Raw genomic sequence first — 24,357 nt, 5'->3', positions numbered from 1 at the left:
AGTTGCCGCCTCGCTCGCCCCTGCGTGCTTCGCTCTTGCGTCAGCCGACGCACTGCTCACCCCCCCCCGCGCGCGCTCGGAAACCGGTTTATCGAAGTTCCCTTGTGGCATTTCGAGGCGTAGCCGTACTTCACCTGCGGTGCATTGAAGCAGGGGTCCTGCCGGAGGGCTGTCTGGAACTCGGCCGTGTTCGGCCGCATGGCGGGATGGCGCTGGCGGAAATCGACCAGCAGGGCTCGCTGTTCGAGCGGGGCCATTTCCCTTGCCTTCGATTCAAGCAGGTTCTCCAGGATGAGGCATTCCGACTCGACGAGATGGCGGGCTGCGTTCCTGAAGGCGGCCTCCTCAGACCCCTCCGGCTCCTGCGAACGAGCCAGAGCCACTTCAAGCATTGCGATCGCCTGCCAGTTGCGAGGGCATGAGGGAATCGTCTTCGCACGCGAGGACCATGAAGGCCTCCAGCCGGGCGCCACAGGCTTCGAGCTGGGCCGCCGTGAGCTCCTTGCCGCGCAGTTCGGGCGGAAGGTCTAGGCTCAGATGGAAGTAGCGTGCGCCCCGTTCGCAGATCGCCGCCACCATGTGGAGCGGCAGGGTGCCGATCACGCGGTCGCCGGAGTCGACCTGCTGCGGATCCAGGTGCGGCACGCACCGGCCCTGCAGTCCCTGCTCGTGCAGCCATTGCAGGGCACCAGGGTGGCGCGTCACCATCCAGGTAACCGGAGCCCGCGTTTCCAGGCGTGGCGAGGCAGGTGATGACATGAGCCGATCCTCCCTGAGCGATTCGTTTTTCATGAGCGCAGTCTGCTCCCCGAACTGTTCTGGATGGCCGTTCGCCAACGTTGGTGCAAGGGCCTGAACCGGCATCAGGACGCCTCGGCAGAGAACGGCGAAACCTGGGCGTGGAAGGCCGCTGCCTCCGTCTCATGCAAGGGAGCAGGAACAGGCCTGGGAAATTTCAGGTGTGACAATCGGGGCGGAAGCCTCTTCCTCGGGCGCAGTGCAGTGCGATCACGCCGCGAACCGGGAGGGGGTCGCGCTCAACGATCCCGGGGATTTCATGATCATGAATGCCGAGCTGCCCGTGCGCGTGGTGGTTTTCGCCAGTGAGCAACTGTTTCCCGCGCTGCAGTTCCTGCTTCACGCGGCCGACCGCTTCGACGCGGCGCTGGCCTCGATCCATATCTTCCACACCGACGACGCCCGGCGCTCAGCCGAGCCTGCGCAGCGCCTGAAGGATGTGATGCAGCGCTGGGGCGGGCGGCAAGGCCTGGATTTCGAAATCCAGCTTACCAAGGGCGGCATGTGGCCGGCCGGCGTGCGTGCCGTGATGCTGGATTGCCTGGAAGCGTCGCCGTCGAGCCGCTGGCTCGTCAACGTGACTGGAGGCACCAAGCCGATGTCGGCGGCGGCCACGGAGTTGGCCCTGGCGGCCGGGCTGGAATCGCGCCGCGTGCTCTACCAGGAAATCGACGGCCGCTGGGTCGAGCTGGTGACCGGCGAAGACGGGTTGCTCGACGCAGTGCCGCTGCAGCCCGGCGTGGACGAGGCCGTGCCGCCGGCCGACACGCTGGAGCGGCTGCTGCCGGTGGAGGAGCTGGTGGCGGCCCAGTTCTCGGCCGAGCACCGCATCAGCACGCAGTCGCTGAATGCCTTCCCGGTGGACGAGGCCGTACGGGAGCTGATCGCTCGGCGCTGGAGCTGGGCCGCGTCGCTCGACGCGCTGGATCCGCCAGTGCGCTGCAGCGGCAACGGCGATGCCTTCGAGCGCTTCGTCGGCTCCGGGCTTCTCGACAGCGGGCTGCGCTTCGCACACTCGCTCAAGGTCTGGGACCGGGGCCCGGGCGGCAAGGTGGTGCGGGAGGTGGACCTGGTCGGTTGCCACCGCGGACGGCTCGTGTGCATCGACATCAAGCTGCCCGGCGCCGCGGACGAGCAGAAGGGGACGCAGCTCGCCGACGTGGCCGAGCTCGCACATTCTCTTGGCGGGCGTGGCGCGCTTCCCGTTGCGCTGCGGCCGGGCTGGCCGCAGGACGAGGGTACCGAGCGCCTGGCGCGCGCGCTGGGCGTGTGCCTGCTCACGCAGGCGCAGGCTGGGCGGCTCTTCAGCGCGATCCTTGAGCGCATCGACTCCGGCATGCGGCCGGGTGAAGCGGCGAGGCGGGCCGAGGAGTTGCTGCTGGCGCATCAGGGGCAGGGCAACACGGTGCTGAGCTCCGGGAGGGTGATGGAAGCGGGCATGAGGCCGGAGCGCGACTTCCTGAAGTTGACCCGGGAAATGGAGCGCATCAGCGAGCAGCGCGGCGAGCCCTGGGTGCTGGTGGAGCTGATCGAAACCGAGTTCCTGATCGGCGTGCGGCGCAAGGCGCTGCGGGTGACGGACGAGAAGGCGCTGCACAAGCTGGAGGCCCAGTTGCATCGCCGGCTCGACGCGCTATCGGACGGGCGCTATCAGTTCAGGTTCCAGTCCTTCCCGGCCTGGATCCACATCCAGTTCTTCCCGCGCCCGGGGGTCAAGGTCGGGGCAATCACTGCCTGCCTGCGCGAGTTGCTGGGCTGATGTCCGTGCAGGGGCCGAGGGGGGCCGGGCGCCTCGCCATCGAGAACGGTTCGCATCGCGCTGTCAGCAGATTGATTTCAAAAGACTTTTTGGCAATTTTCAGGGTGGACGCGAGAGGGGGTGCTGAAAAAAGCGGCAAATTGCCTGACCTGTCCGCAAAGCCCCCGCAAGTGCTTGATTCCAAAGGCGGTTACGCGCTAGAGTTCCGGCTCCCCGATTTCCGAAGGGGATTGAGACACTCGGCGTCGAGCTCGAGAGCCTTGATGCGGTTCCGGCTCCCCGATTTCCGAAGGGGATTGAGACAATCTGCCTGCGAGCTGTGCCGAGATACTCGGTTCCGGCTCCCCGATTTCCGAAGGGGATTGAGACACAGCGGCCTTGACCTCGACCGGTGCCTCGACGTTCCGGCTCCCCGATTTCCGAAGGGGATTGAGACAGGGTTCTGAGTTCTTTGGGGACTTCTTCAAGTTCCGGCTCCCCGATTTCCGAAGGGGATTGAGACTTAGCCCAGCTGCTTCAGAGCATCCTCGACGCCGTTCCGGCTCCCCGATTTCCGAAGGGGATTGAGACTGAAGAACTTACCGTTGCGGGCGATAGCTTTGTGTTCCGGCTCCCCGATTTCCGAAGGGGATTGAGACATCTCCGCTGCTGTGCCAATGTGCTGGCCCGGTTCCGGCTCCCCGATTTCCGAAGGGGATTGAGACAAAGCTCATGGTGTCCTCACTTGCTCGTTGCGGGTTCCGGCTCCCCGATTTCCGAAGGGGATTGAGACTGCGAAGAACGAAGCGAACATCGCCCACATCTGTTCCGGCTCCCCGATTTCCGAAGGGGATTGAGACCGGAAGACATCGTCCATGAGATCCACGTCCTGGGTTCCGCTGCCCCAATTTGCCAAGGGGATTGCCCCGGCTCGGCAAATCAACCTCCATCTCCGGCGCCTGCCAGCCCCTCACACCACCACTGCCCCCTGGATCGGTGCCGGGCTGGCCGCCCCGAGCTGCACCGCATCTGCCCGGTCTGCCGCGCACAGCGGCCAAGCGCGCCATTGGTCCGCCACCGGGTCGATCAGCCGGTCCAGCGCGCGGCACACCGCCGTCCATTCGCCCGCGCGCAACGCCAGCTCGTAGACGCTTTCCTGCACCCGCACGCCGTGGTCGCACAGCAGCCGCGCTGCCTTCGCCCGCCGGCGCGGGCTGCCGATGTCGTAGCTCACGAGCACCCGCTGCATCGCATGCTCCCTCCTTCGCTACACCACGTGATGGCTGCAGTGATCCACCGCGCGCCGCTGGCCGTTGACCCGTGCCGCGACGCGGCAGTGCCGGCACACGGGCACCAGCCACAGCCGGTCCTCTCGCGGCTCGATCCTTGCCGCCAACTCCTGTTGCACCTGCGGCAACTGGTCGGCGCGCCACACGCACTCGAACACGCTCTCCAGCACGCGGTCACCCCAACCGAGGAGGTAGTCCGCCAGCCGCTGGCGCCGCCGGTCGTCGGCCACGTCGTAGCTCACCACCCACAGCCGTCGCATCGTCGCCTCCTTGCATTCAGCGCAGCTTGAGGGGCTGGTACACCGCCTCCTCGCGCAGCAGCACCCGCTGGTAGTGCCGCACCTGGGCCTGCATCGCGCGACGGAAGTCCATCAGCCGCTGCAGGCCGGGATGCAGGATGCGGCTCTCGAGCTTGGCCTCCAATGCATCGACGAAGAGCTTGCGCGCCGTGCGGGCCAGCCGACAGGGCTGCTCGTCGGGCGCGGTGCTCCACTCGAAGTCGGCGTCCTTCAGCTGCCCCGCACGCCAAAGCGCGAGCGCCACTGCGTCCACCAGCGGCGCGCGGAACTCCTCCATCAGGTCCGACACCAGCGCGAGGCTGCCCGCCGCCGCGGCATGCAGGTGGCCGAGGTGCGCATTCAGCCCCTCCAGCCGCACGAGGGTGTGCAGGTTGTGCGCGAGCACCGCGTAGCCGAAGGACAGCGTGACGTTGACCGGGTCACGCGGCGGGCGGCGCTGGCGCCCGGGGAAGTGGATGCCCTCGGGCAGCAGCGCCTTGAGCGCTTGGAAGTAGGCCCGCGCCGCTGCGCCCTCCAGGCCCCGCACCTGGTCGAGCGTCGTGGCGGTGGCCAGGCGCTGCTGCGCCTGCTCGATCGCCTGAAGCAGCGGCTCCACCGCCTCGCGTCCCTCGCGGCGCGTGAAGCGGCGCAGCACGGTGCGCGAGTTGTGCAGCTTGCCCTCGACGAAGCGGCGCGCCAGCAGCAGGTTCAGCTCGCCGTGCCCCTGCGCCGCCCACTGCGCCTGCAGCAATCGCCGCTCGGCCAGCGTGCCGCGGTCGAGCGTGAGCAGCTCGCCACCGCTGCCGCCGAAGGCCACGCTCACGCGCCGCTCGGCACAGTGGCGCAGTAGCGAGGTGGAGACCATCGCGTTCTCCATCACCGCGATCTGGTCGAGCTGCCCGAGCGGGATGCTCGCGCGCACCTCATGGCGGCGGCTCACCACCACCCGGTCGTGCTCGCGCGTGAGCCAGCAGCCGGGCTCACCGACGTAGAGCGTCTGCAGCAGCGGCGAGCGGTGCTCTCGCGTGAACACCGCGCCCGCCTCGTCCCCGGCCCGGCCCTCGTGATCGACCTCGTCGGCCTCCAGCGCCGGGTCGAGCGAGACCAGCAGCCGCGCCGCGGACGGCTCGGAAGCAGTCGGCGCCGTCGGCGCCTGCGGGAGTGCCGCCGCGGCCGGCGGCTCCTGCGGCGGCAGGACACGCAGCCGCTCGCCCGGCAGCAGCCAGGGGGTGGCCTGCGGATTGATCGGCTCGGCGAGGTTGTGGACGAAATGCACGCCCAGGAAGTCGAAGCCCTGTTCGAAGCTGGTGAGCCGGGTCTTGCGCTCGTTGAGATCCAGCCGCAGCCCGGCCAGCGTCTCGCGCACCAGCCGCAGTGCCTGCGCCGCGGCATGCACGTCGGCGCACAGCACGACGAAGTCGTCGGCGTAGCGCACGAGCTCGAGCCCCGCCTCGTGCATGCGGCGGTCGAAGCCGTCGAGGTAGAGGTTGGCCAGCAGCGGCGACAGCGGCGAGCCCTGCGGCACGCCGCGCACCTGCAGCGTCGCGTTGCGCCCCTCGCGGCGCACTGCGCCCAGCCACAGCGACACCAGCGCGCACAAGCCCTCGTCGGGCAGCCGCTCGCGCAGCGCCTGCAGCAGCCGCGCGTGGTCGATGCGGTCGAAGAAGGACTCGATGTCCGCGTCCACCACCTGCTGCAGCCCCGCGTCGCGGCAGGCGGCCACGCGGGCGATGGCCTGCGCCACCGAACGGCCGGGCCGGTAGCCGAAGCTCGCGGCGTCGAAGCCGGGGTCGAGCAGAGCTCCCATCTGGCGCGCCACCGCGGTCTGCAGCACCCGGTCGCGCACTGCCGGGATCGCGAGCGTGCGGGTGCCGCCGTGGCGCTTGGGGATCTCCACCGCCAGCAGCGGCTGCGGCGCGTAGCGGCCGTGCTCGACCTCCGACTTCAGCTGCTGCAATTGTCCGAACAAGTGCCGGCCGAAAGCCTCGATGCTCTGGCCGTCCACGCCGGCAGCGCCGTCGTTGTCGCGCACCCGCTCCCAGGCCTCGAACAGGTGGTGCTCCTCCAGTGCGCGGGCCAGGAGCCCGGCAACGGGCGGCACGGCGGCAGGGGAGGGCTCGGACAGCACGGCGGGATTCGGGTTCGGCATCGCGGGGACTCCGGCGGATCGGGATGATGCGATCGTCGGGCAGAACCAATGTGATGCGAGCGACTGGCAACGTTGGCAGCTGGCCGCGAAAAGGAAAAGCCGGCACGGGCCGGCTTTCTTCTTCGGAAGGCGGGAAATTCTGCGCCCGTGGGAATCGGAGCGGCGAAACCTCTTGGCAAGACGTTAGCGGCGCCCCGCAACTGCCTCAATCCCCTTCGGAAATCGGGGCAGCCGAACGGTCAGCACGTTGCGAACGCAGCAGAGATCATGTCTCAATCCCCTTCGGAAATCGGGGCAGCCGAACGTGGGCGATGTTCAGTGGCTTCTTCACCGCGTCTCAATCCCCTTCGGAAATCGGGGCAGCCGAACGTTCGAGCCCCCCGTGGATGCGTTCTGCCACGGTCTCAATCCCCTTCGGAAATCGGGGCAGCCGAACGCTGGAGGTTGAGTTCGTGCTGGTGGACGGCGTCTCAATCCCCTTCGGAAATCGGGGCAGCCGAACCAGGCTCACTGCGTGGCTCCTCACGAGGAGTTGTCTCAATCCCCTTCGGAAATCGGGGCAGCCGAACCACGACCTGCTCGCGATCATCAGGGCCGTCAAGGTCTCAATCCCCTTCGGAAATCGGGGCAGCCGAACAAGCACGAAGAGCACGTAATCGAGTGGCTCTTGTCTCAATCCCCTTCGGAAATCGGGGCAGCCGAACTTGTACCGACCGCCACTCCGGATCGGAAGATGTCTCAATCCCCTTCGGAAATCGGGGCAGCCGAACTATGACGCGGCACGGGAGGTCGTCCTGAGGGGGTCTCAATCCCCTTCGGAAATCGGGGCAGCCGAACTCTAGCGCGTAACCCCCTTTTGAATCAAGCACTTGCAGGGGCTTTGCGGACAGGTCGGGCAATTTGCCTCATTTTTCAGCAGGCTCTCTCGCGCCCACCCTGTAAATTGCCAAAAAGTCCTTTGAAATCAATCTGCTGACAGCGCGATGCGAATCGTTCCCAATGGCAGGGCGCTGCGGGGAAGGACGGTCAATGAGCGCCCGCCGGGAGCGAGCGCCGGGGAGACAGCGGCGCGTCGATCCAGCCTTCGCCGGCGGGCGGAGCCAAGTCCAGCGCGCGGGCCAGTCGTTGCGGCAGGTCGCGCAACTCGGGTCCGCCGAGCACCTGGAGTTGCGCGGTTGCCGCACGTTCGAGCACCTCGGCGTGACTCTGCTCGTCGATGCGGCCGGTGCACAGGATCCAAGCCTGGCCATGAGTGCCGCCCAGGTCGGTTCGCAGCATGCTGAGCTTGTTGAGGATTTCCTGCGTGCGGGCGGGGTCGAAGAGCTGGCGGCCCGCCTTGCACTCGAGGATCAGCAGCCGGTTGCGCCAGGTGATCGCCATGTCCAGCTCGTTGAGCTCGGCCGTGCGCCGCCCGGTGCGTCGTCGCAGCAGGTCCACCCCCACGCCACGTGCCGCCGCGCCCGGCGGCAGACCCAGCGCCTGCACCGCCAGGTGCACGTACTCCTCCAGGTAGCCGCCGGCGAGATAGACCGCGGCCTCCCGGTCCGCGAACTCCAGCTCGATACAGCTGCCCTCGCTCGACCAGCCGTGCAGCACGCCGCATGAGACCGCCTCATCCAGCAGCAGATCCCACCACACGCTTTCGCCCAGCAGTGCCAGCCGCTGCCTCAGCGCGAAGGAGGCGTCGGCTGCCTTGTCCGACAGGCTGCGGCAGGCCTCGACGGCCGCGACCGCCGCGCCGTGAAGTGCGCCCAGCACGTTACGCGGCGCGCCCTTCGGGTAGCCGGCCGGCATCTCGGCGAACGACCGGCGCAGCTCGCCCACCCGCCGCACCAGCGTGGCGGTGAGCCGGCCACGCCGGCGTGCCTGCGCCAGCGCCCAGGCCTGCTCCAGCGGCACGCCGCGCGTGATCTGGTAGCCCTGCACGCCGAGGTAGGTGTCGAGGTCAAGCAGTGCCGCTGGCAGCAGCAGGTCCGGGCCGGCCGGCTCGATGAGCTCAATGCAGTCGCGCTCGGTCTGGCAGTAGAAGATGTCGGCGCGGCCGCGCAACGCCTGCGCGAAGGCGAGCGTCATCGTCTTCTGCCCGCCGGTGGCGTTGAAGGCGAGCCGATGTCCGGGGTGGGACTGCGCGAGCCGTTCCACCTCCCGTGCGGCGAAGGCGGCCAGCGCACGGTAGGACAGGTCCGCGGGCAGTTCGACCACCTCGCAGCCGCCGGCCTCGGGCAGTCCCTGCCGCATGCGCAGGTAGCCAGCCACCAGCGCGAGGCGCTGCGCCTCGGCATGCATGTCGCGGCTGGCGTAGATCACCAGCTGGTCCCAGGGCCGCACCTGCAGCGGCAGCACGTTGGGCAGGCTCTGGCCGCTGGCGATGCACAGCATCAGCTCGGGGACCGCAGGTGACCTCTGCGCCTCGGAAGTGTGGACAGGGGCGGCGGCGTCGGGAAGAACAGTGTCGGTCATCGGTCGTCGGGGGCAGGAAAGGGCGTCAGGCGGAATCGGTGCGGAGCGTGACCGAGGCCGGGGGCGCCATCGGGTCATACGCGAGGCCGCAGGGGCGTTGTGGCAGCGGAGGAGGGGCGCCCCATGCGCCGCACTTCCTCCGCTGCCCTCGGCTCAGGCGCTGAGCTGGCGCGCCGTCTCGCCGCCTGCGAGCTCCGAGCAGCCGTGCAGCACGCCTGCGGCGGTGCTCAGCGCCCCGGCGATGGTGGCGATCGAAGCCGCCGTGGCCGTGGTGCCCGCCGCGACCGTGGCCGCGGAGCCGACCGCGCCCATCGCAGCCCCGGCCAGTGCTCCGGTGACGCCGCTGGCCGCCGCGCCCGCCGCCGCGCCGGCCGCGGAGGCGCCGAGCACGGTGGTGGCGCCGCTCAGGAGGGAGCCGAAGAGAATAAAGATCATGAAGACCTCCGTGTGTTGCGATGGACCGGATTGTGGAAAGCGTTGGCCCGCCGCCCACCTTTCGCCAACGTTGCCGCGCGCCGTCGCCGTGCGTCTCGTCCTGCCTTCCCGTCAGGGCGGCAACGTTGGCGCAAGGCCGGTGTTCCTAGCCGGACGGAACAAGATCCGTCCCGTTCCACCCCGTCCGCCAGCACGCTTCAAGGAGACCGCACCGCATGAACGCCCCCCTCGCTCTCCGCGCCGCCCCTGCGTCCGAAAATGCCCCGGCGCCCCTGGCCGTGGAGGAGCTGGTGGTGAACTGGCATGTCACCGAGGCCTGCAACTACCGCTGCGGCTACTGCTACTCGGCCTGGCAGCGCGAGTCCGGGCGGCGCGATGTGGTGCGCGACGAGGCGGCGAGCTCCGAGCTGCTGTCGGCGCTCTGGGACTTCTTCCAACCCGGCAATGTGTCGAACCCCCTGCGCCGTGCGCTGCGCTGGTCGCACCTGCGGCTGAGCATCGCCGGCGGCGAGGCACTTCTGTATCCACAGCGGGTGCTCGACATTGCGCAGCAGGCGCGCGGCCTCGGCATGCGAGTCTCGCTCATCACCAACGGCTCGCTGCTGCCACAGGGCGAAGCCCTCGACGCGCTGGCCCGCGAGCTGGACCTGCTCGGGCTGAGCTTGGACTCGTTCTCGCTCGAACGCAACCTGCACATTGGTCGCACCGACCGGCGCGGGCGCCATCTCTCGTTGGAGCAGGTCGCCGAGAGCCTGGAGCGGGCGCGCGCTGCCAACCCGGCGCTGGTGGTGAAGGTCAACACGGTGGTCAATGCGGGCAACGCCGACGAAGACCTGGCCCCCGCGCTCGCCCTGCTGCGCCCGGCGCGCTGGAAGGTGCTGCGCATGCTGCCGGTGGTGAACAGCACGCTGGCCGTGGGCGACGACGCCTTCGCTGCCTTCGTCGCTCGCCACGCGGGCCGGGTGCCCGGCATGTCGGTCTCGGTCGAGGACAACGCCGACATGCTCGGCTCCTACGTGATGGTCGATCCGCAAGGCCGCTTCTTCCAGAACGGCACCGGCCGCCAGGGCAGCTACTTCTACAGCCAGCCAATCACGCGTGACAACGTGGGCCGCGCCTTTGCAAGCGTGCCGTTCTCGGCCGATCGATTTGCGGCGCGCTACCAGCCGCTGAGCGGAGTTGCAGGCACCGAGGCTCGGGCAGCCTGAGACGCTCGGCCGTGCCTCAGCCTGGGTGCATCGTCCGGTGAACTGCCGGTGACGTCGATGGCGCGAATTCCCTAGTGTCTGCGTCTGCGTGCCGATGCACAAATACACCTTCAGCCAGTGCTGCGCGTAGTCGGCTCCAGGCTTCTTGCGCTTGCCACTCCCACTCGCCGTGCGCCTTCATGCCGGTGCGGTGACGTGCCGGCTCGGTGGCCCATGTGCACCTGCAGATCCTTCTGCGGGCGGCCCAGCGTGCCGAAGCCCAGCACCGGCCCATCCAGCCCTGCCAGCTCGAACAGGCTGCCCGCCTTCGATGCTCTGAGGCGGCGCCCGGCCGAACAGGCACTTCATGCTCATGCGGGGATGGATCGCCGTGTCCGGAAAGGTCAGGTTGCGAGCTCGCGTGGTCTGCAGCGCAGCAATCCCCCGCATGTCCCGGGCGAGCTGCACCGGTAGCGAGCCCCGTGCTTTCAGTGCCGCGTCGTACAGAGGCGGGTTCGTCATCGTGTAGCGGCGCACCGCCTTGCCGTCCTGCCTCGCCATGCCCTCGACCAACCGAGAGGGTCAAGCGTTGCGCTGCCCACCCTCTCTCCGCCATTTTTGCAACAAGGCTCAGGCGGAGAAGATCTGCCGGTGTCGGCCGAGCTCAGTCCAAATTCCTTCTTCATCAGGGCATCCGTTCAGGCGATGAATATGCCGCAGAGGTCGTGATGGGAGGGTCTTAATCCCTTCTTCATCAGGGCATCCGTTCAGACTCCATGCTCTAAATTCTCATTTGCTGACAAGCACTTGCAAGGGTGCTTGAAGATTTTTTCGAACCGGGCGGAGCTGATGGATCGGGCTCATCGCGGCGTCACTCGACCTGAACGGCCCGGAGTTTAATGGCTGGCCCGTCGGCCGAACAGGGGCTGGCGCAGTTCGCACCCCATGAACCGCTTCAGCGCCTGCCCGTGGATGTCAGGCATCCGAGGCTGATCACCGGAATACACTCACCCGTCCGCCCGGCGGTGCGCTTTTTCCAGGAAGAAGCGCAACTCGCCGGCACTGTGCCCGAGGCACGTCCCCCGGCGAGCGCTACCTCAGAACGGGATGTCGTCGTCCATGTCCGTGAGGGAGGGCGCACGCACGGGGGGCTGGGGGCGCGCTGCCTCGGCCGGCCCGTTAAGGTCATCCGCAGCACCCGTCGGCTCGATTCCCAGGCCGCCCAGCGCCTGCTCCAGCGCCATCTCGACCGCCTCGATGCGTTCCCTGCAGACCTGATAGGCGCTGATCGACTCGGTGACAATGTTCAGCAGGTCGTCGATGTTGGGCTCGCGCTGGTTGCGCCGCGTCTCCGCATGCCGCTGCAACACGCCATAGGCGGCCCGGAAGGTCGTTGCCGTCATCGCTGGTTCTCCTGGTGGCTGGTCCGCCCCGGCACCGTGCCGTCACGGAACTGGATCTCGATCTCTTCTCCCGGCCGCAGCCTGCCTGCGTCGGTGATGGGTTGTCCCTTCGCAGTTCGCACGATCGCGAAGCCACGGCGGAGCGTTTTCTCAGGGCCTTGTCCCGCGATCTCGCGCATCAGCGTCTGCGCCTTGCTCGCCGCGTCTTGCACCGAGCGCCGTGCCGCTGCGGCCAGTTCGGCCAGGTTGCGGTCCGCCCCCTGTTGCGCGGTGCGCATTCCATGACGGGATCGCTCCAGCACTGTGCTCAACCGGGCTGCGGTGCAATGTCGTGCGCTCGAGAGCCGGTACCGTGTCTCATGCCGGAGTTGGGCCAGGATGTCGTGCGCACCATGTCGCGCCTTGTGCAGCGACCAGGTCGCGCCGAGCCGGATATCGGCGTTCGTTGCGTCGGCATGCCGCCGTGCTGCGGCCAACTGCTCCCGGGCGCCGGAGCGCATCTCGCGCTCGATGCGCGCGACCGCCTCGCGCGCAGTCCAGGCGTTGTGCAGCGCTGCCTGCATCAGGTCCGCGAAAAAGCCGCGGGCGTCGGCGGCCCGCTTGTGGATCACCTGCTCGATGCCAAGGATGACCTTGGATGGAGTGTCGAAGCGGAGGTTTGCCACCTCGTCGAGCACGGTGCTGTCGCGTTCATGGCCGATGCCGGTGAGTACCGGCACGCCGAGCTCGCACAGGCTGCGTGCGAGCTCGTAGTCGTTGAGCCAGGCGAGGTCATTGACCGCTCCGCCGCCGCGGAGGATGACCACGGCATCGGGCGGCGCCCCCGCCTCGGTATGCCAGTGCTGGAGCGCCTGCAGCATCGTGGCGCGGATCTCTGCGGCCGCCCCCTCGCCCTGGAAGCGGCTGAAGGCATAGACGAAGCGACACACACCGTGCCGCGCAAGGCGCTGTGCCTCGGCGCGGAAGTCCCCCAGGCCGGCCGCGCCCTGCGGTGCAATCACGAGCACGGACTGGTAGTCCCAGGGGTGGGGCAGCCGCCGGTTGGCGTCATGGAGGCCCTCGCGCTGCAGGCGCGCCCGGATCTCCCGCTTCCTGGTCTCCAGGTCCCCGAGCGTGTACTGGGGGTCGATCGCGTCGATCGACAGGCTCAGCCCGTAGAGGGCATGCGCCTCGGGCCGGGCCCGCACCAGCAGCTTGAGGCCGGCGGCGAGCTGGGCTCCCGTGGCCTGCTCGAACTCCGGCAGGATCCGGCTCGCCGTGCCGGCCCAGATCATTCCCCTGGCCTGGGCTGCCAGCTCCCCGCCAGGACGGCGCTCGGCGAGTTCCAGGTGGACATGGCCGCGCCGGAGCTCGACCCTGACGATCTCCACTCGCGTCCACACCCCGGCCCGGTAAGCCTCGGCGACGGCCTGCGCAACGCCCCTCATCAGTTGCGACAAGGGGATGCCTCGGGCGTCCGCGTGCGTCGCCTCCGGGATTCGCGCCCGGCTCGCGGGTCCTGTTGGACGAGCCGGGTCGGGCAGCCAGTCCGCGAACGGGTCAGGGGACAGCCCCGGCGGCACGTACCACTTTCTCGCCTCGGGATCCCAGCGGGCGCCGAGCGCCTTGACAGCATCCTTGTCCTTGAAGAGGGCATTGAGGTAGAGGGTGCTCATGGGAGTGTCCAGAGAAGCTGGGAGCCGCTCAGCCGGCAAGCGGGTTCGGGGTCCGTGCCGCCGGGCGATGCGCGGATTCCAGTAGCCGGTGCGCGTCGGCAACGGGCGAGGAAACCGCGTCCCGGTAGGCCTGCGCCTTGTGTTCGTTCAGCTGCTCGCGCAATCGGTCCAGCCGGTCGTCCACGGTTTCGTCGAACACCATCTTCGTCATCACCACCATCAGTTCGAAGAACAGCATCAGCCCGAAGAACAGCACCCATGCGGCGAAGGCGGCCGGGTGGTCGAGGACGTAGCGGTGCAGCGCCTGCAGCCGCGTCAGCATCCCGGCCTCCCGGACCGGGGCGGAGGAGGCTTGCCAGTCGGCGAGGGCCTCGGCGCGCTGGTGGCCGATCTGCGCCAGGCGGGCCTGCGCGGCGACGTATTCCGCCTGCAAGGCCTGCGCATGCCGCAGCTGCTCGCGGTACACCGGGCCCACGCTGCGTACCCGGCTGCCGCAGGTGCCGTTGGCCTCGCACTGCGCTTCCTGCTGCGCGCGCAGCCACTCGGCCTTCGCGGCGGCCACGGTTCTTTCCTGCTCCAGCGTCAGCCCCTGGAACTCGCCCTCGATCCGCGCCCGCCCGTCCTCGCGGAGCTGCTGTGCGATCTCGCGCTCGAACAGCACCAGGTCCGCCGCAGAGGCGCCGAGCGCGGCGATCAGCAGGCCGATCAGCAGCCGGATCAGGTTCACCGCCCAGGACTTGGGCGTCGCCAGCACGAGGCGCTCCACCAGGTAGATCAGCAGCGCGCAGAACAGGCTCACCCCGGCTGCCACCGGGGCCTGCAGCCCGAAGACGCGGGAGGCGATCATCCCACCCGTCGCCGCCCACAGCAGCACCGGAAGATGGATCGCGAAGGCGCAGGCCTTCAGCCGGGCGACCGAGGAAGGATGCAGTCGTCCGGCGCGCTCCGGGGACTCGCCCACGACCCGGCAGAGATAGGTTGAAACCGGCATGGCAGGCTCCTTTCAATGTCCCAGGAGCTCGAATTCGAGCGCCTCGCGCAGGCCCTTGGCGAACCCGATCTGGTAGCTGGTGAGGGCTTCGAGCACCCAACCCTGGCCCTGGGCGGCCCGCTCCGACTGCTCGCGCAGCAGCGCGATTTCCCGCTCCTTGATGCTGGCGGCCAGGCGCAGCCGGCGGGTGGTGACAGGGCACACGCCCTCGGTCTGCAGCAGTGCGTCCTGCAGCCGGTCCCACTCCGCCTGTCTGCGCGCTGCCACCCCATCGAGCAGGTTCATGAAGCGCGCGATCAGCGCCTCCCGCCCCGTTTCCCGGGCCTCCTGCGTGCGGTAGTGGCTGCCGTCGTGACGCCCCAGGCCCAGGTGACTGCCGTTGAAGAAGGCGATCAGCTCCGGTGCGTCGGGCATGCCGTGCGGCGCCAGGACGGTTGCCTGCGAGGTGGCGGCCTCCTCGGCCCCCGGCGCCCCAGGGGCGGCCTCGGTTCGGGGCGACGGTTCGGGAAACCCGGGAGACGGCGGCACGCGCAGCGGCACGATGTTGTCGCCCGTCTCGGCCCCGGCATCGATGCCCGCCGGAGGCACGGAGGCCGAGGCGCTGTCGCGTGCCGCCGCCGGGGCCATACGGCGGAAAAGCAGATGGCGCAGGTTCATGCGGTCGTCCCTTCCTTCTTTGTCTGTCGTCGTGGGGCTTGATGATGCGGGGCCGCAGCGCTACTCAGGCAATTGCGCCAACGTTGGCGGCACGTTGCCGGGGGGGCCCGGCCGCAGCGGAGGACGGGTTGGGCAGCCGGCCTGCTTCGGGGCAAGGAGAGGCGGCCGTGCAGCCGCTTGCATCGAAGGTGGTCGCGGTGTGCCGCTGGCGCTCTCCGTGAGCCACTGCCCGGGTACGACGGCGGCAGCTCCTCGCGCCGTTTGGAGCAGGGACCGGACATCGCGCTGGAAGTGCGCGAGGCGGCATCGCACATCGGCCGCAGGCTCATCGCCGGCCCGGATGAGCGCAGGAAGCGCGATGGCGTCTACGGCCTGATGAACCTCGATCCCGGGCTGATCGACATCAACGCCCGGGCGCTCACTGGCGAGGTCCGATCCTGCCTCACCGCCGCTTCAGCCCGCGCCCAGCTCGTAGGCGCCCAGCCCCATCGTGGCGTTCTTGCCCAGGAGCAGCCACTGGCCAAGCCAGAGCCAGGGCCCAGTGAAGCCGCCGAGCGCCATCTCCTGCTGCTGGTGCGAGGAGTAACGCTTCCATTCCGTCCAGAGCAGCGAGCTGCGGTCCTCCTCCAGCCGATCCGCGAGCGCCAGCAGCGCCGGCACCTCCGCCGGCAGGCGCTCCTGCCTTGCGTGCAACTCCAGCATCAGGCTGGTGCGCTGCAGCAGGTGGCTCACCAGCACCCGCCGCGAGAGGTCCGAGGCGTGCAGCGGTGCCGGGTGCTGCCTTGGCGCCGACCCGCTGAATCTGATAGTGCCGGGCGGCCGGGCCGACGGCAGCCGTGAGCGCGTCCTTGATCCTGGAATGCAGGGAGCGCAGCTGCTCGGGCGTGCGCGGGACGCTGCTGCGGCTGCGGCCTGAAGACGGGGCGTCCTCGTCGCCGGTGCTGCCGGAAAGCGTCTCCCACAGGGCTTCCCACGCCTCCGGCTCGAACTCCGTCATTGCGACCGTGCCCCCCTCGGGGAGCTGCTCCTCGTGCCGGCGGGCCCAGGCGTAGATGGACAGCACCAGCAGCTGTTGGCGGGGCAGGCGCACCGGGCGCCCGCACAGCGAGACCTCGCCCCGTCCTTCAGCCAGATCGAGCCGGATTTTCAGCGGTACCGGTACCAGCACCGCCTGCGCCAGCTTCACCGCCTCGGCAAACGAAGTGTTTTCGCCGATCGGGAACTCCGCCAGCGCCGGCCCGAGCCGCAGCACGCTCAGCTCCGCCAGCCGCAGTTCGGCCTCGGCAGTGCTGCGCTCGCGCAGCTGGCCGTCGGCATCCGCCCAGTTGAAGCTGCGCGGCGTGCGCGGCGGATAGTAGAAGTCAAGCCCGGAGCTCTCGAAGGGCTCGTTGACGAGCACGTGCGACAGCGTGTCGCCCGGGTCGCTCAGCAGCGAGAAGGCGTGGCCCATGTAGAAGCCCATGCTCTTGCGTCCGCCGGCCACGGAGGCGTGCAGCATGGTGCCGGGCACCGCCTTGAGGCGGCGCATCACCTGGAACAAGGTGTCGGCCGCCGCCGCGTTGTCTTCGTCGGTCGCGATGTCGTCGAGCTCGACCCAGCGCGACTGCGGTTCCTGTTCCGGTACGAGGCCGCCCCAGGGGCTGACGACACGGGGCGGCTCGGCGCGTTCCCGGCCGATCACATGGATCTGTTCTTTGCCGAAGCGGATGCTCTGCCCCGGCAGCCACTCGCGCATGAAGGCATGGAAGTGGCCGGTTTCAGGGTCGAGCAGCAATTTCATCACCTTCTCTTTACCCATCCCGGTGGTCACACATGGACCTCGTCGGGCACGAAGGGCGGATCCTGGTGCATCAGCACATAGAGCGTCTCGGTGATGACGGCTGGCGACATGCCGCAGACGCACACGAGCACACGGCGCTGGATGGAAACGTTCGATGAAGTGTCAGTCATGGAGCGGAAGTCCTTCAGGTCCTGTCCAGTGCCCGCCATCCCGCCTTGCCCTGCTTGTCCCTGGACAAGAGGGCAATGCATTCGGCGGCTTCGCCCGGTCGGGCGGGAGAAAACCTTGTCAACAAGGCTGGGGGGATGAACACGCGCTCGCCCTCAGCCGTCACCAGGAAGCCGAAACCCTGCCCGTCGCGCTGGGTGACCTCGCCCGACATGCGGCGGCAGAAGCCCGCGATCTCGCTGGCTTTCGAGACCTGGAAACCGACCGGCCATTTCTGGCCCTGCACGTAGCCGACTTCCACCAACTGCCCCGGCTGCAACTGGTCTGCGCCCGGGAATCTCCCGTAGGCGAGGACGGTTCCCTCGTCCGCCGGGAAAGCGACGTGCGCGAGAGATTTCTGCGGGTTCTGGTGATCGACGACCCCCGTGCGGAACAAGACCGGCCGATCGTCCAGGCTTCGCAAGAGCGCGTCGGCTTCGCCCGCAACATCCGGCTCGCGGGGGAGCGCCTCGAGCTCAGGCCTCTGCTTGAACCAGCCCGAGCGGAGCAGCTGCTGCAAGTCCTGCGACACTCTGAAGCCGTTGTCGGAGCGGAACTGCAAGGCCCGGTGCACCTGGACGGCCGCCTCGTCGAAGCGTTGCTGCTGGGCAAGGAGTCGCGCCAGGGACAGCCGCGTGTTCGCCACTTCCATCGGCTCCCGGGCCAGTTGCACGGATCGGAAGAAGCAGGTGATAGCTGCGTCGGGATCCTGCGACTCGAAGGTCTGCCCCAGCAGGGCCCAGGCCCAGGCGGCCCTGCGCTGGCGGCGCACCACGGAGGCCGTGCATTGGCGGGCCTGCTCGACCTCGCCCTGCGCCAGCAGCCACTTGCTGCGGTAGTGGTTGAGCCACAGGTCGTCCGGATGTCGGTCGAGCGCCACGAGCAGTTGCTTCCCGGCCCAGCGAAGCAGGTCGGGGTCGCCGCCGTCGAGTTGCTCCAGCAGCCCGCGCCCGATGGCGTAGTGCAGGCGCAGGCCGAGGCTGGCGACCGTCTTGCCGTCCGCAGGGGTGTAGGGCTGCAGGTCCTCGGCCCGCAGGTGCTGCGGCCCCCACCACCTGGCGAACTCCAGGAAGCCGGGCCCGGGCCAGGCACGGCTGGCCTTGACGGCCAGGTTCAGCATGAGGGAGTACAACAGGCCGGGGCGATCCAGGTCGTCGAGGGCCTGGTACTCGGCCATCCAGAGCCCGAAGCGGTGGGCGAATTCGCCTTTTGGGAGGCGCTGGTTCTCCAGGTCCCGGACGTCCAGCTTCACGATGTCGTACAGCACCCAGCCGTAGGCGCGCTGGAGGTAGGGATCGCGGGGCGATGCCTCGTGGGCGGCGCGGGCCAGGTCGAGCGCCTCGGCCAGCCGGCCACCCTTGCGCAGCGCGGAGATTTCGCTGGCGCGGCTCAAGCCGTCATCCCCAGGATATCGACCACCTGCTGGTAGATGCCCTGGCTGCTGCCCGGCTTGCCGACCTCGATGGCGCGGGTCCAGCGGTGCTTGTCGTCGTGGAAGAAATCGATGCGGCCGCGCCGGGCCTCGTCCTCGAAGGTGAAGCGCAGCCGGTGGGTGTCGTGCTCCACCGCCACCACCCGCAGGCCGCTGTCGGTGACGGCCTGCCTCAGCAAGGCCTCGAAATCCTGCCGGAAAGGCGGCTGCGGCCGGGCCGGGCCGGCGTCCTGTGGCGACAGCAGCACGGCCGTGAGCCGGGCCAGGCAGTCCTGCAGCAGCGTGGGGTCGGAGTTCGTGCCCGGAGCCGGCACGACGCCCGAGACCCGGAGGTCGCCCTTGTAGCGGTACTGGACGGCGGCGGTGACGTGGCCGCGCGTGAGCCAGTAACGCTCGAAATACTGGCCGTGCTGCAGCCGGGCGATCCCCACCCCGAGGCCGGACAGGGCTTCGCGGATGCGGCCGTGATGCCGGAAGAGGGCTTCCTGCCCGGGCGAGAAGGAGAAGCGGTCCCAGTCGGCATCGGCGCACTCGCCGGCGGCCGCCTCGGTGCGGGCCGGCTCCGCCGGGGACGGGGCCGGATGCGCGGTGGCTGCCGGGACGTCGAAGCGGATGCCCGAGAAAGGACCGAAGGAGGGCGGGTCGATCAGCAGCAGGCGGCCGCGCGAGCGCGTGATGGCGGTGTAGGCCCAGCGGAAGAAACTCTCGTTGCGCTTGTCGCCCGCGGCGTCGTTGAAGTTGACCACCACGCTGCCCCATTCGCCGCCCTGGGCCTTGTGGCAGGTCAGCGCGTAGCCGTACTTCACCTGCAGCGCGTTGAAATAGGGGTCGTCCTGGATGGCGAGCCGGAACTCGGTGCTGCCCGGCCTGAGGCCGGGATGGCGCTGGCGGAAGTCCACCAGCAGCGCGCGCAACTCCAGCGGCGTGGTCTCCCGGTCGCGGGATTCGAGCAGGTTCTCGAGGATGAGCGCGCCGGTCTCGAGGATGCGGCCGCGCGGGTCGCGGTAGGCCAGGCCCACCGCCCGGAACGACAGGCGCACCGGCTGCGGCACGCCCCTGAGCGGCACATGCCGCACCTGCGGCGTCTCGTCCACCCGGCGCACCCGCACCAGATCGCCGTTCATCAGGCCCGCGCCGGGGTTGTTCTTGTTGATGAGCAGCAGCTCGCCGATCTGCACGGGCAGGTCCTCGCGACCCCAGAGGCGGGCGCGCACGGCGCGGTTGAGGTCCAGCGCCCGGGCGTTGGTGCCGGTGATCAGCACGGAGCTGGTGCCGGCGTGCTGGGCCTCGATCACATGATCGAGCGCGTCGCGCACGCCGGCATGGCGGATCTCGCCCGGGGCCTCGGCGAGCTGGAAGCGGTTGAAGTCCTGGCGCAGCAGGGCATCGCGCAGGGCCTTCGCACGGTCCAGCACCGCGCTGCCCGAGGACTGGCGCAGCACCTCGGTGAGCTCGAACTCACGGCAGTCGAGGCCGAAGGTCCGGTGGAGGTAGGCCGCCGACAGGGCCGGGGAGCGGTTGTCGCCGACCGGCGGCAACTGCGCCGGGTCGCCGACGAAGATGAGCTTGGCCGACGGCGCGTCCTCGTGTCCGGGGCGGCCGAGCCGGGCGAATTCGATCAGGTCGGCCAGCAGCCGCCCGGAGCCGAACTGGTAGACGTCCGCCTCGGTCTCCTTGTCGCCGACCATCGAGGATTCATCGACGATGAACACCATGTCGGCAGGGTCGTCGCCCTTGAGCGGGAAGATGAACCGGATGCCGGGATCGTTGCGGGCCTGTGCCTCCTCAAACACCCGGATCTGGTCCAGGGCGTAGAGGTGGCGGTGCAGGGTGCCGGCCGGCTCGTCCGTCCGTGCCGAGAGGATGCGTGCCGCGCGCCCGGTGGGGGCGAGCAGGGCGAAGAGCCGGCGATCGGCTCTCAGCCGCCGGGCCAGGGCGGCCAGCAGGCGGGTCTTGCCGGTGCCGGCGCTGCCCTTGAGCAGGAAGCAGTGCGCGTCGGAGGCGAGGAATTCCTGGATGGCGCTCAGCGCCTGCTGCTGGGACGGGGTGAGTGCCATGTCAGGCCTCGCGCTCGCCGGTGGAGGGCGCGGGGCCGCCGTCGTCGCATGCGCGGACGGTGTAGGCCTCCAGCCGTGCGCCGCAGGCCCGGAGCTGCTCGGCGCTGAGCTCCTTGCCGCGCAGCTCGGGCGTGAGGTCTAGGCTCAGGTGCAGGTAGTGCGCGCCCCGTGCGCAGACCGCCGCGACCAAGTGCAGCGGCAGGGTGCCGATCACGCGGTCGCCGGGGCCGACCAGCTGCGGGTCCAGATGCGGCACGCAGCGGCCCTGCAGTCCCTGCGCTTGCAGCCATTCCAGCGCGCCGGGGTGGCGCGTCACCATCCAGGTGACCGGCGCCGGAGTGGCGGGCAGCGACGGGGCCTGCGACATGAGGAGTTCCTCCCTGAAGGATTCGGTGGTCATGCCCGCAGTCTGCCGCCCGGGTGGCCTGCGAAAGCCGCTCACCAACGTTGCTGAGATGCACGGCGCGGGCGGATTGGCGCCCCTGCGGGGAGATCCCCGGCTTGCAGCCCGTCCTCGGCGCCACCCGCCAACCTCCGTCCCCCAGTTCCACGCCGAGCAGGAGCAGGCGAAGGAGGAGCCATTCGTCGGGTATCCGGCAGGCGTCCGGCGCAGCGGTGGCAGAGCCGATATGGGCCTTTATCCCGAAGAACCACTGCTGGCCCTTCTTCGACTGGTGCATCTCCGGGTCGCGCTCGCCCGAGGCGTTCTTCGTCGAGCTCGGTGCCGAGATCAGCGTTGGCGTCCACCACGGTGCCCGCTCGCAGCATCAGCCCCTTGTCGCGCAACAGCTCGTTGACCAGGTGCAGCATCTGCTCGGCGAGCCTGTGGTGCTCCAGCAGGTGCCGGAATCTGAGGATCGTTGTCTCGTTGGGCAGCCGCGTCTGCCAGTGGTCCAGTCCCGCGAACTCGCGAAACAGCGGCACGTCGTGCAGCGCTTCTTCCATTGCCGGGTCGCTGAGCGTGAACCACTGCTGCATGAAATGGATGCGCAGCATCGTCTCCACCGGAAATGGCGGGCGGCCCCGCCGGCCCTCGGGTGCGTTTGGCGCCACCAACTCCACCAGTGCCGCCCATGGCACCACGCGCTCCATCTGCTCCAGGAACTCACGCTGGCGTGTTCGCTTGGTCAAGGGGTTCAGCCCGAGATCAGCTTGCTTCATGGCTTCGATCTTCGATCAGCACACTTGCTCCTCCTTTACGCAGACCTTTCTTAAGCTACATTCGGCCGGGCCCGGCGCCTTCCTATCGCGGTTTCTCCGGTTTCGGGGTTCGTGAAGGTGTCGTATCCAGAGCCGCCCGGAATACCTGATCACCTCAAGAGGAACTGCTCACCATGACCGATCCCCGTCCTGCCGTGCATGTGTGCATCGCCACCGGCCAGAACGCCGCGAACTTCATCCCGCTGCAGCAGTACGGGGCGCAGGAAGTCTGGATTCTCCAGACCCCTGCAATGCAGGACAGCGCACGGCATCTGGCCACGGCGCTGAAGGACGACGTCCGGCACATCGAGCGCATCGACTTCGACGACAGCGATCCGGGAGCGATCGAGGCCAGCGCCCATCAGGTGGCCGAGCGACTCGACGGACGGGAGGTGGTGCTGCATGCCACGGGCGGTACGAAGCTGATGGTGCTGGCCCTGCGCGATGGCCTGCGCTTGGTCGAGACGGGGAGCGGCAAGCTCGACATCCTCTATGCCGACACGGGCCGGCAGCGCATTGACTGGCTCGGCAGCCAGCCCCGCAGCGAGCCGATGACCGACGTGCTCGACATCGTCCGCATGCTGCTGGTGCAGGGCTACCGCATCGACAACGACACCCGGCACGCAGCCGCCCAGCATCGCGCCGCCGCGCGTGCGGCCCTCACGCGCGAGATGGGCGACAAGGCCGCGCAGTACGGCAGCGCGTTCAGCGTGCTGGCCACGCTCGCGTCCCAGGCCTGCGATGCCAAGGGCGAGGGGGTGCTCACCCAGCCCCTGCACCACGTCCCGTCCAAGCCACTGGCCGAGCTTCTCGACAAGGCGCAGACCCAGGGGATGCTCCACCGCGACGGTGGCAGGTCGCTGACCTTCGCAGACGCCTCCGCCGCGGCTTATTTCGCCGGCGGCTGGCTGGAGGAGTTCGTGCTGCTCAAGCTCACCGGTCTGGCCCGGCCCGGCCGTTTCGGCAGCAACATCCAGCTCTTCTCGGCCGACGAGCGCGTGTCCAACGAGATCGACGCCATGCTTGTGCACCGCAACCGCGCGCTGTTCATCGAGTGCAAGACCGGGCGCCAGACCAAGCCGCAGGACGCGCTCTACAAGCTCGCGCAGCTGCGCCAGAGGCTCGGTGGCAGCGTCGCCGGCGCTCTCTACTTGAGCGCGCAGCCCGTGGGCGAGGAGGCGCTCAAGCGCGCCCGCGAGTACGGCGTCCAAGTGCTCGCTGCCGAGGAGGTGGGGCGCCTCGTGCCGTGGATGCGGGACTGGATGGCTCGCTGAACCCGATAGTCGCGGCGCATCAGCCCCGACGGGACGCGCGACGTGCTGCGCTGAAGGCAGGAAGCGGAATGTGGGCCGTTCGGGCCGTTGCCGGACGCGGAATCGAGAACGATCCGCATCGAGTTGTCAGCAGCTTGATTTCAAAGGACTTTCCGGCATTTTTCGAGGCTCGCAAGAGGGTGGGTGCTCAAAAATGCGGCAAACCGGCCGGACTGTCCGCAAACCCCTTGCAAGTGCTTGATTCCATAGGGAGTTACGCGCTAGAGTTCCGGCTCCCCGATTTCCGAAGGGGATTGAGACTGGGGCGTACGGCCCATGGGGGCCGGCACGAGTTCCGGCTCCCCGATTTCCGAAGGGGATTGAGACCCGACTTGCTCGGCTTCGGTGGCGGTAACGGGTTCCGGCTCCCCGATTTCCGAAGGGGATTGAGACGTCTCGTAGCCAAGGGCCATCGCCTCATAGGCGTTCCGGCTCCCCGATTTCCGAAGGGGATTGAGACATGATTGCCTTAAGGAACCTCTGCGCAAAGCTGCAGCAAGTGTGCTGAGCGAAGATCAGGGCCATGAAGCAAGCTGATCTCGGGCTGAACCTGTCGACCAAGCGAACGCGCAAGCGCGAGTTCCTGGAGCAGATGGAGCGCGTGGTGCCGTGGGCGGCGCTGGTGGAGTTGGTGGCGCCGCATGCGCCCGAGGGCCGGCGGGGCCGCCCGCCGTTTGCGGTGGAGACGATGCTGCGCATCCACTTCATGCAGCAGTGGTTCACGCTGAGCGATCCGGCCATGGAAGAGGCGCTGCACGACGTGCCGCTGTTTCGCGAGTTTGCGGGCCTGGGCAACGGGCAGGCACGGTTGCCCGACGAAACGACGATCCTCAGATTCCGCCACCTGCTGGAGCGCCACAAGCTTGCCGAGCAGATGCTGCGCCGGGTCAACGAGCTGCTGCGCGACAAGGGGCTGATGCTGCGCGCGGGTACCGTGGTGGACGCCACGCTGATCTCGGCACCGAGCTCGACCAAGAACGCCTCGGGCGAGCGCGACCCGGAGATGCACCAGTCGAAGAAGGGCCAGCAGTGGTTCTTCGGGATGAAGGCCCATATCGGGGTGGATGCCGAGTCGGGCTTGGTACACACGGTTCGCGGCACGTCGGGCAACGTCAACGATGTCGTGGAGGCCAACAGCCTGCTGCACGGAGAGGAAACCGACGCCTTCGCCGATGCGGGCTACCAGGGGGCGCACAAGCGGCTGAACGCCCGAAAAGGTGTGCGCTGGCACATCGCGATGCGCCCGGGCAAGCGCGCGGCGCTGGATGGGGCAGGCTTTGTTGCACAAATGGCAGCGAGGGCGCCGGGCGGGGCGTGGCTTGACAGCG

General features: G+C 68.8%; 20 protein-coding genes, 1 pseudogene and 2 CRISPR repeat arrays. Of the genes and pseudogenes, 4 read left to right on the top strand and 17 right to left on the bottom strand.

Annotation, left to right across the window (positions count from 1 at the left end):
* Positions 1 to 56: 56 nt before the first annotated feature.
* Entirely contained in the window at positions 57 to 392 is a 336-nt protein-coding gene (locus D3A59_RS22715; RefSeq protein WP_119157605.1) for a hypothetical protein, read from the bottom strand.
* A complete protein-coding gene (csx16, locus tag D3A59_RS22710; RefSeq protein ID WP_205665257.1) occupies positions 385 to 792 on the bottom strand; it encodes a CRISPR-associated protein Csx16 in 408 nt (135 codons plus the stop codon). The genes D3A59_RS22715 and csx16 (D3A59_RS22710) overlap by 8 nt, the downstream gene beginning before the upstream one ends.
* 271 nt (positions 793 to 1,063) lie before the next feature.
* On the opposite strand from csx16 (D3A59_RS22710), the gene D3A59_RS22705 reads away from it, so the two are divergent.
* Positions 1,064 to 2,557, top strand: coding sequence for a hypothetical protein (locus D3A59_RS22705; RefSeq protein ID WP_170162379.1), 1,494 nt, complete (start codon positions 1,064 to 1,066; stop codon positions 2,555 to 2,557).
* A 202-nt stretch (positions 2,558 to 2,759) separates the two neighbouring features.
* Positions 2,760 to 3,396: direct repeats of the CRISPR family, unit length 35 nt; unit sequence GTTCCGGCTCCCCGATTTCCGAAGGGGATTGAGAC.
* A gap of 110 nt (positions 3,397 to 3,506) precedes the next feature.
* Here D3A59_RS22705 and cas2 (D3A59_RS22700) read toward each other — a convergent pair.
* From cas2 (D3A59_RS22700) to D3A59_RS22680, 5 genes are all read right to left on the bottom strand, one after another.
* On the bottom strand, positions 3,507 to 3,785 hold the full coding sequence (gene cas2, locus D3A59_RS22700; RefSeq protein ID WP_119157602.1) for a CRISPR-associated endonuclease Cas2: 279 nt from the start codon (positions 3,783 to 3,785) through the stop codon (positions 3,507 to 3,509).
* A gap of 18 nt (positions 3,786 to 3,803) precedes the next feature.
* Positions 3,804 to 4,085, bottom strand: coding sequence for a CRISPR-associated endonuclease Cas2 (gene cas2, locus D3A59_RS22695; RefSeq protein WP_119157601.1), 282 nt, complete (start codon positions 4,083 to 4,085; stop codon positions 3,804 to 3,806).
* Between the two features lie 16 nt (positions 4,086 to 4,101).
* Positions 4,102 to 6,252, bottom strand: a complete 2,151-nt coding sequence (gene cas1 / locus D3A59_RS22690) for a CRISPR-associated endonuclease Cas1 (protein WP_119157600.1) — start codon at positions 6,250 to 6,252, stop codon at positions 4,102 to 4,104.
* A gap of 202 nt (positions 6,253 to 6,454) precedes the next feature.
* A CRISPR array of direct repeats spans positions 6,455 to 7,089; the repeat unit is 35 nt; unit sequence GTCTCAATCCCCTTCGGAAATCGGGGCAGCCGAAC.
* A 189-nt stretch (positions 7,090 to 7,278) separates the two neighbouring features.
* A complete protein-coding gene (locus D3A59_RS22685; RefSeq protein ID WP_170162378.1) occupies positions 7,279 to 8,712 on the bottom strand; it encodes a Card1-like endonuclease domain-containing protein in 1,434 nt (477 codons plus the stop codon).
* 153 nt (positions 8,713 to 8,865) lie between these two features.
* The gene (locus tag D3A59_RS22680) at positions 8,866 to 9,147 is read right to left on the bottom strand and encodes a hypothetical protein (protein WP_119157598.1); all 282 of its coding nucleotides are present in this window, start codon (positions 9,145 to 9,147) and stop codon (positions 8,866 to 8,868) included.
* 215 nt (positions 9,148 to 9,362) lie between these two features.
* Between D3A59_RS22680 and D3A59_RS22675 the strand changes: the two genes are divergently transcribed.
* A complete protein-coding gene (locus D3A59_RS22675) occupies positions 9,363 to 10,355 on the top strand; it encodes a viperin family antiviral radical SAM protein (protein WP_119157597.1) in 993 nt (330 codons plus the stop codon).
* A 1,076-nt stretch (positions 10,356 to 11,431) separates the two neighbouring features.
* Here the strand turns inward: D3A59_RS22675 and xseB are convergent.
* From xseB to D3A59_RS22625, 10 genes and pseudogenes are all read right to left on the bottom strand, one after another.
* Positions 11,432 to 11,737: an exodeoxyribonuclease VII small subunit gene (gene xseB / locus D3A59_RS25865; protein ID WP_170162376.1), complete on the bottom strand. Its 306-nt coding sequence runs from the start codon at positions 11,735 to 11,737 to the stop codon at positions 11,432 to 11,434.
* Positions 11,734 to 13,392, bottom strand: coding sequence for an exodeoxyribonuclease VII large subunit (gene xseA / locus D3A59_RS22665; RefSeq protein ID WP_119157596.1), 1,659 nt, complete (start codon positions 13,390 to 13,392; stop codon positions 11,734 to 11,736). Before xseA ends, xseB begins: the two co-directional genes overlap by 4 nt.
* 28 nt (positions 13,393 to 13,420) lie before the next feature.
* Positions 13,421 to 14,383 (bottom strand): DUF4407 domain-containing protein, encoded by a 963-nt coding sequence (locus D3A59_RS22660; RefSeq protein WP_119157595.1) that lies wholly within the window; start codon positions 14,381 to 14,383, stop codon positions 13,421 to 13,423.
* A 12-nt stretch (positions 14,384 to 14,395) separates the two neighbouring features.
* On the bottom strand, positions 14,396 to 15,040 hold the full coding sequence (locus D3A59_RS22655; RefSeq protein ID WP_119157594.1) for a hypothetical protein: 645 nt from the start codon (positions 15,038 to 15,040) through the stop codon (positions 14,396 to 14,398).
* Positions 15,041 to 15,482: 442 nt separating this feature from the next.
* The gene (gene csm6, locus D3A59_RS22650) at positions 15,483 to 16,820 is read right to left on the bottom strand and encodes a CRISPR-associated ring nuclease Csm6 (RefSeq protein WP_170162377.1); all 1,338 of its coding nucleotides are present in this window, start codon (positions 16,818 to 16,820) and stop codon (positions 15,483 to 15,485) included.
* Between the two features lie 26 nt (positions 16,821 to 16,846).
* Positions 16,847 to 16,990, bottom strand: a complete 144-nt coding sequence (locus tag D3A59_RS22645) for a hypothetical protein (RefSeq protein WP_157991654.1) — start codon at positions 16,988 to 16,990, stop codon at positions 16,847 to 16,849.
* Positions 16,991 to 17,004: 14 nt separating this feature from the next.
* Positions 17,005 to 18,420 (bottom strand): DUF7017 domain-containing protein, encoded by a 1,416-nt coding sequence (locus D3A59_RS22640; RefSeq protein WP_119157591.1) that lies wholly within the window; start codon positions 18,418 to 18,420, stop codon positions 17,005 to 17,007.
* Positions 18,417 to 20,516, bottom strand: coding sequence for an ATP-dependent DNA helicase (locus tag D3A59_RS22635; protein ID WP_119157590.1), 2,100 nt, complete (start codon positions 20,514 to 20,516; stop codon positions 18,417 to 18,419). The genes D3A59_RS22640 and D3A59_RS22635 overlap by 4 nt, the downstream gene beginning before the upstream one ends.
* A 1-nt stretch (position 20,517) precedes the next feature.
* Positions 20,518 to 20,916, bottom strand: a complete 399-nt coding sequence (csx16, locus tag D3A59_RS22630) for a CRISPR-associated protein Csx16 (RefSeq protein WP_205665256.1) — start codon at positions 20,914 to 20,916, stop codon at positions 20,518 to 20,520.
* A 223-nt stretch (positions 20,917 to 21,139) separates the two neighbouring features.
* Positions 21,140 to 21,677 (bottom strand): annotated as a pseudogene (locus D3A59_RS22625) (IS5 family transposase); the annotation flags it as partial.
* A gap of 173 nt (positions 21,678 to 21,850) precedes the next feature.
* On the opposite strand from D3A59_RS22625, the gene D3A59_RS22620 reads away from it, so the two are divergent.
* On the top strand, positions 21,851 to 22,990 hold the full coding sequence (locus D3A59_RS22620) for a Card1-like endonuclease domain-containing protein (protein ID WP_119157588.1): 1,140 nt from the start codon (positions 21,851 to 21,853) through the stop codon (positions 22,988 to 22,990).
* Positions 22,991 to 23,552: 562 nt separating this feature from the next.
* Positions 23,553 to 24,357, top strand: an 805-nt coding sequence (locus D3A59_RS22615; protein WP_119157587.1) for an IS5 family transposase, incomplete at its 3' end; no start/stop codon positions are given.

This window comes from Caldimonas tepidiphila, from assembly GCF_003569765.1.
GTDB classification, from domain to species: domain Bacteria; phylum Pseudomonadota; class Gammaproteobacteria; order Burkholderiales; family Burkholderiaceae_C; genus Caldimonas; species Caldimonas tepidiphila.
Note: the sequence above shows the minus strand (reverse complement) of the source record. Positions and strands in the feature narration are given on the sequence as shown.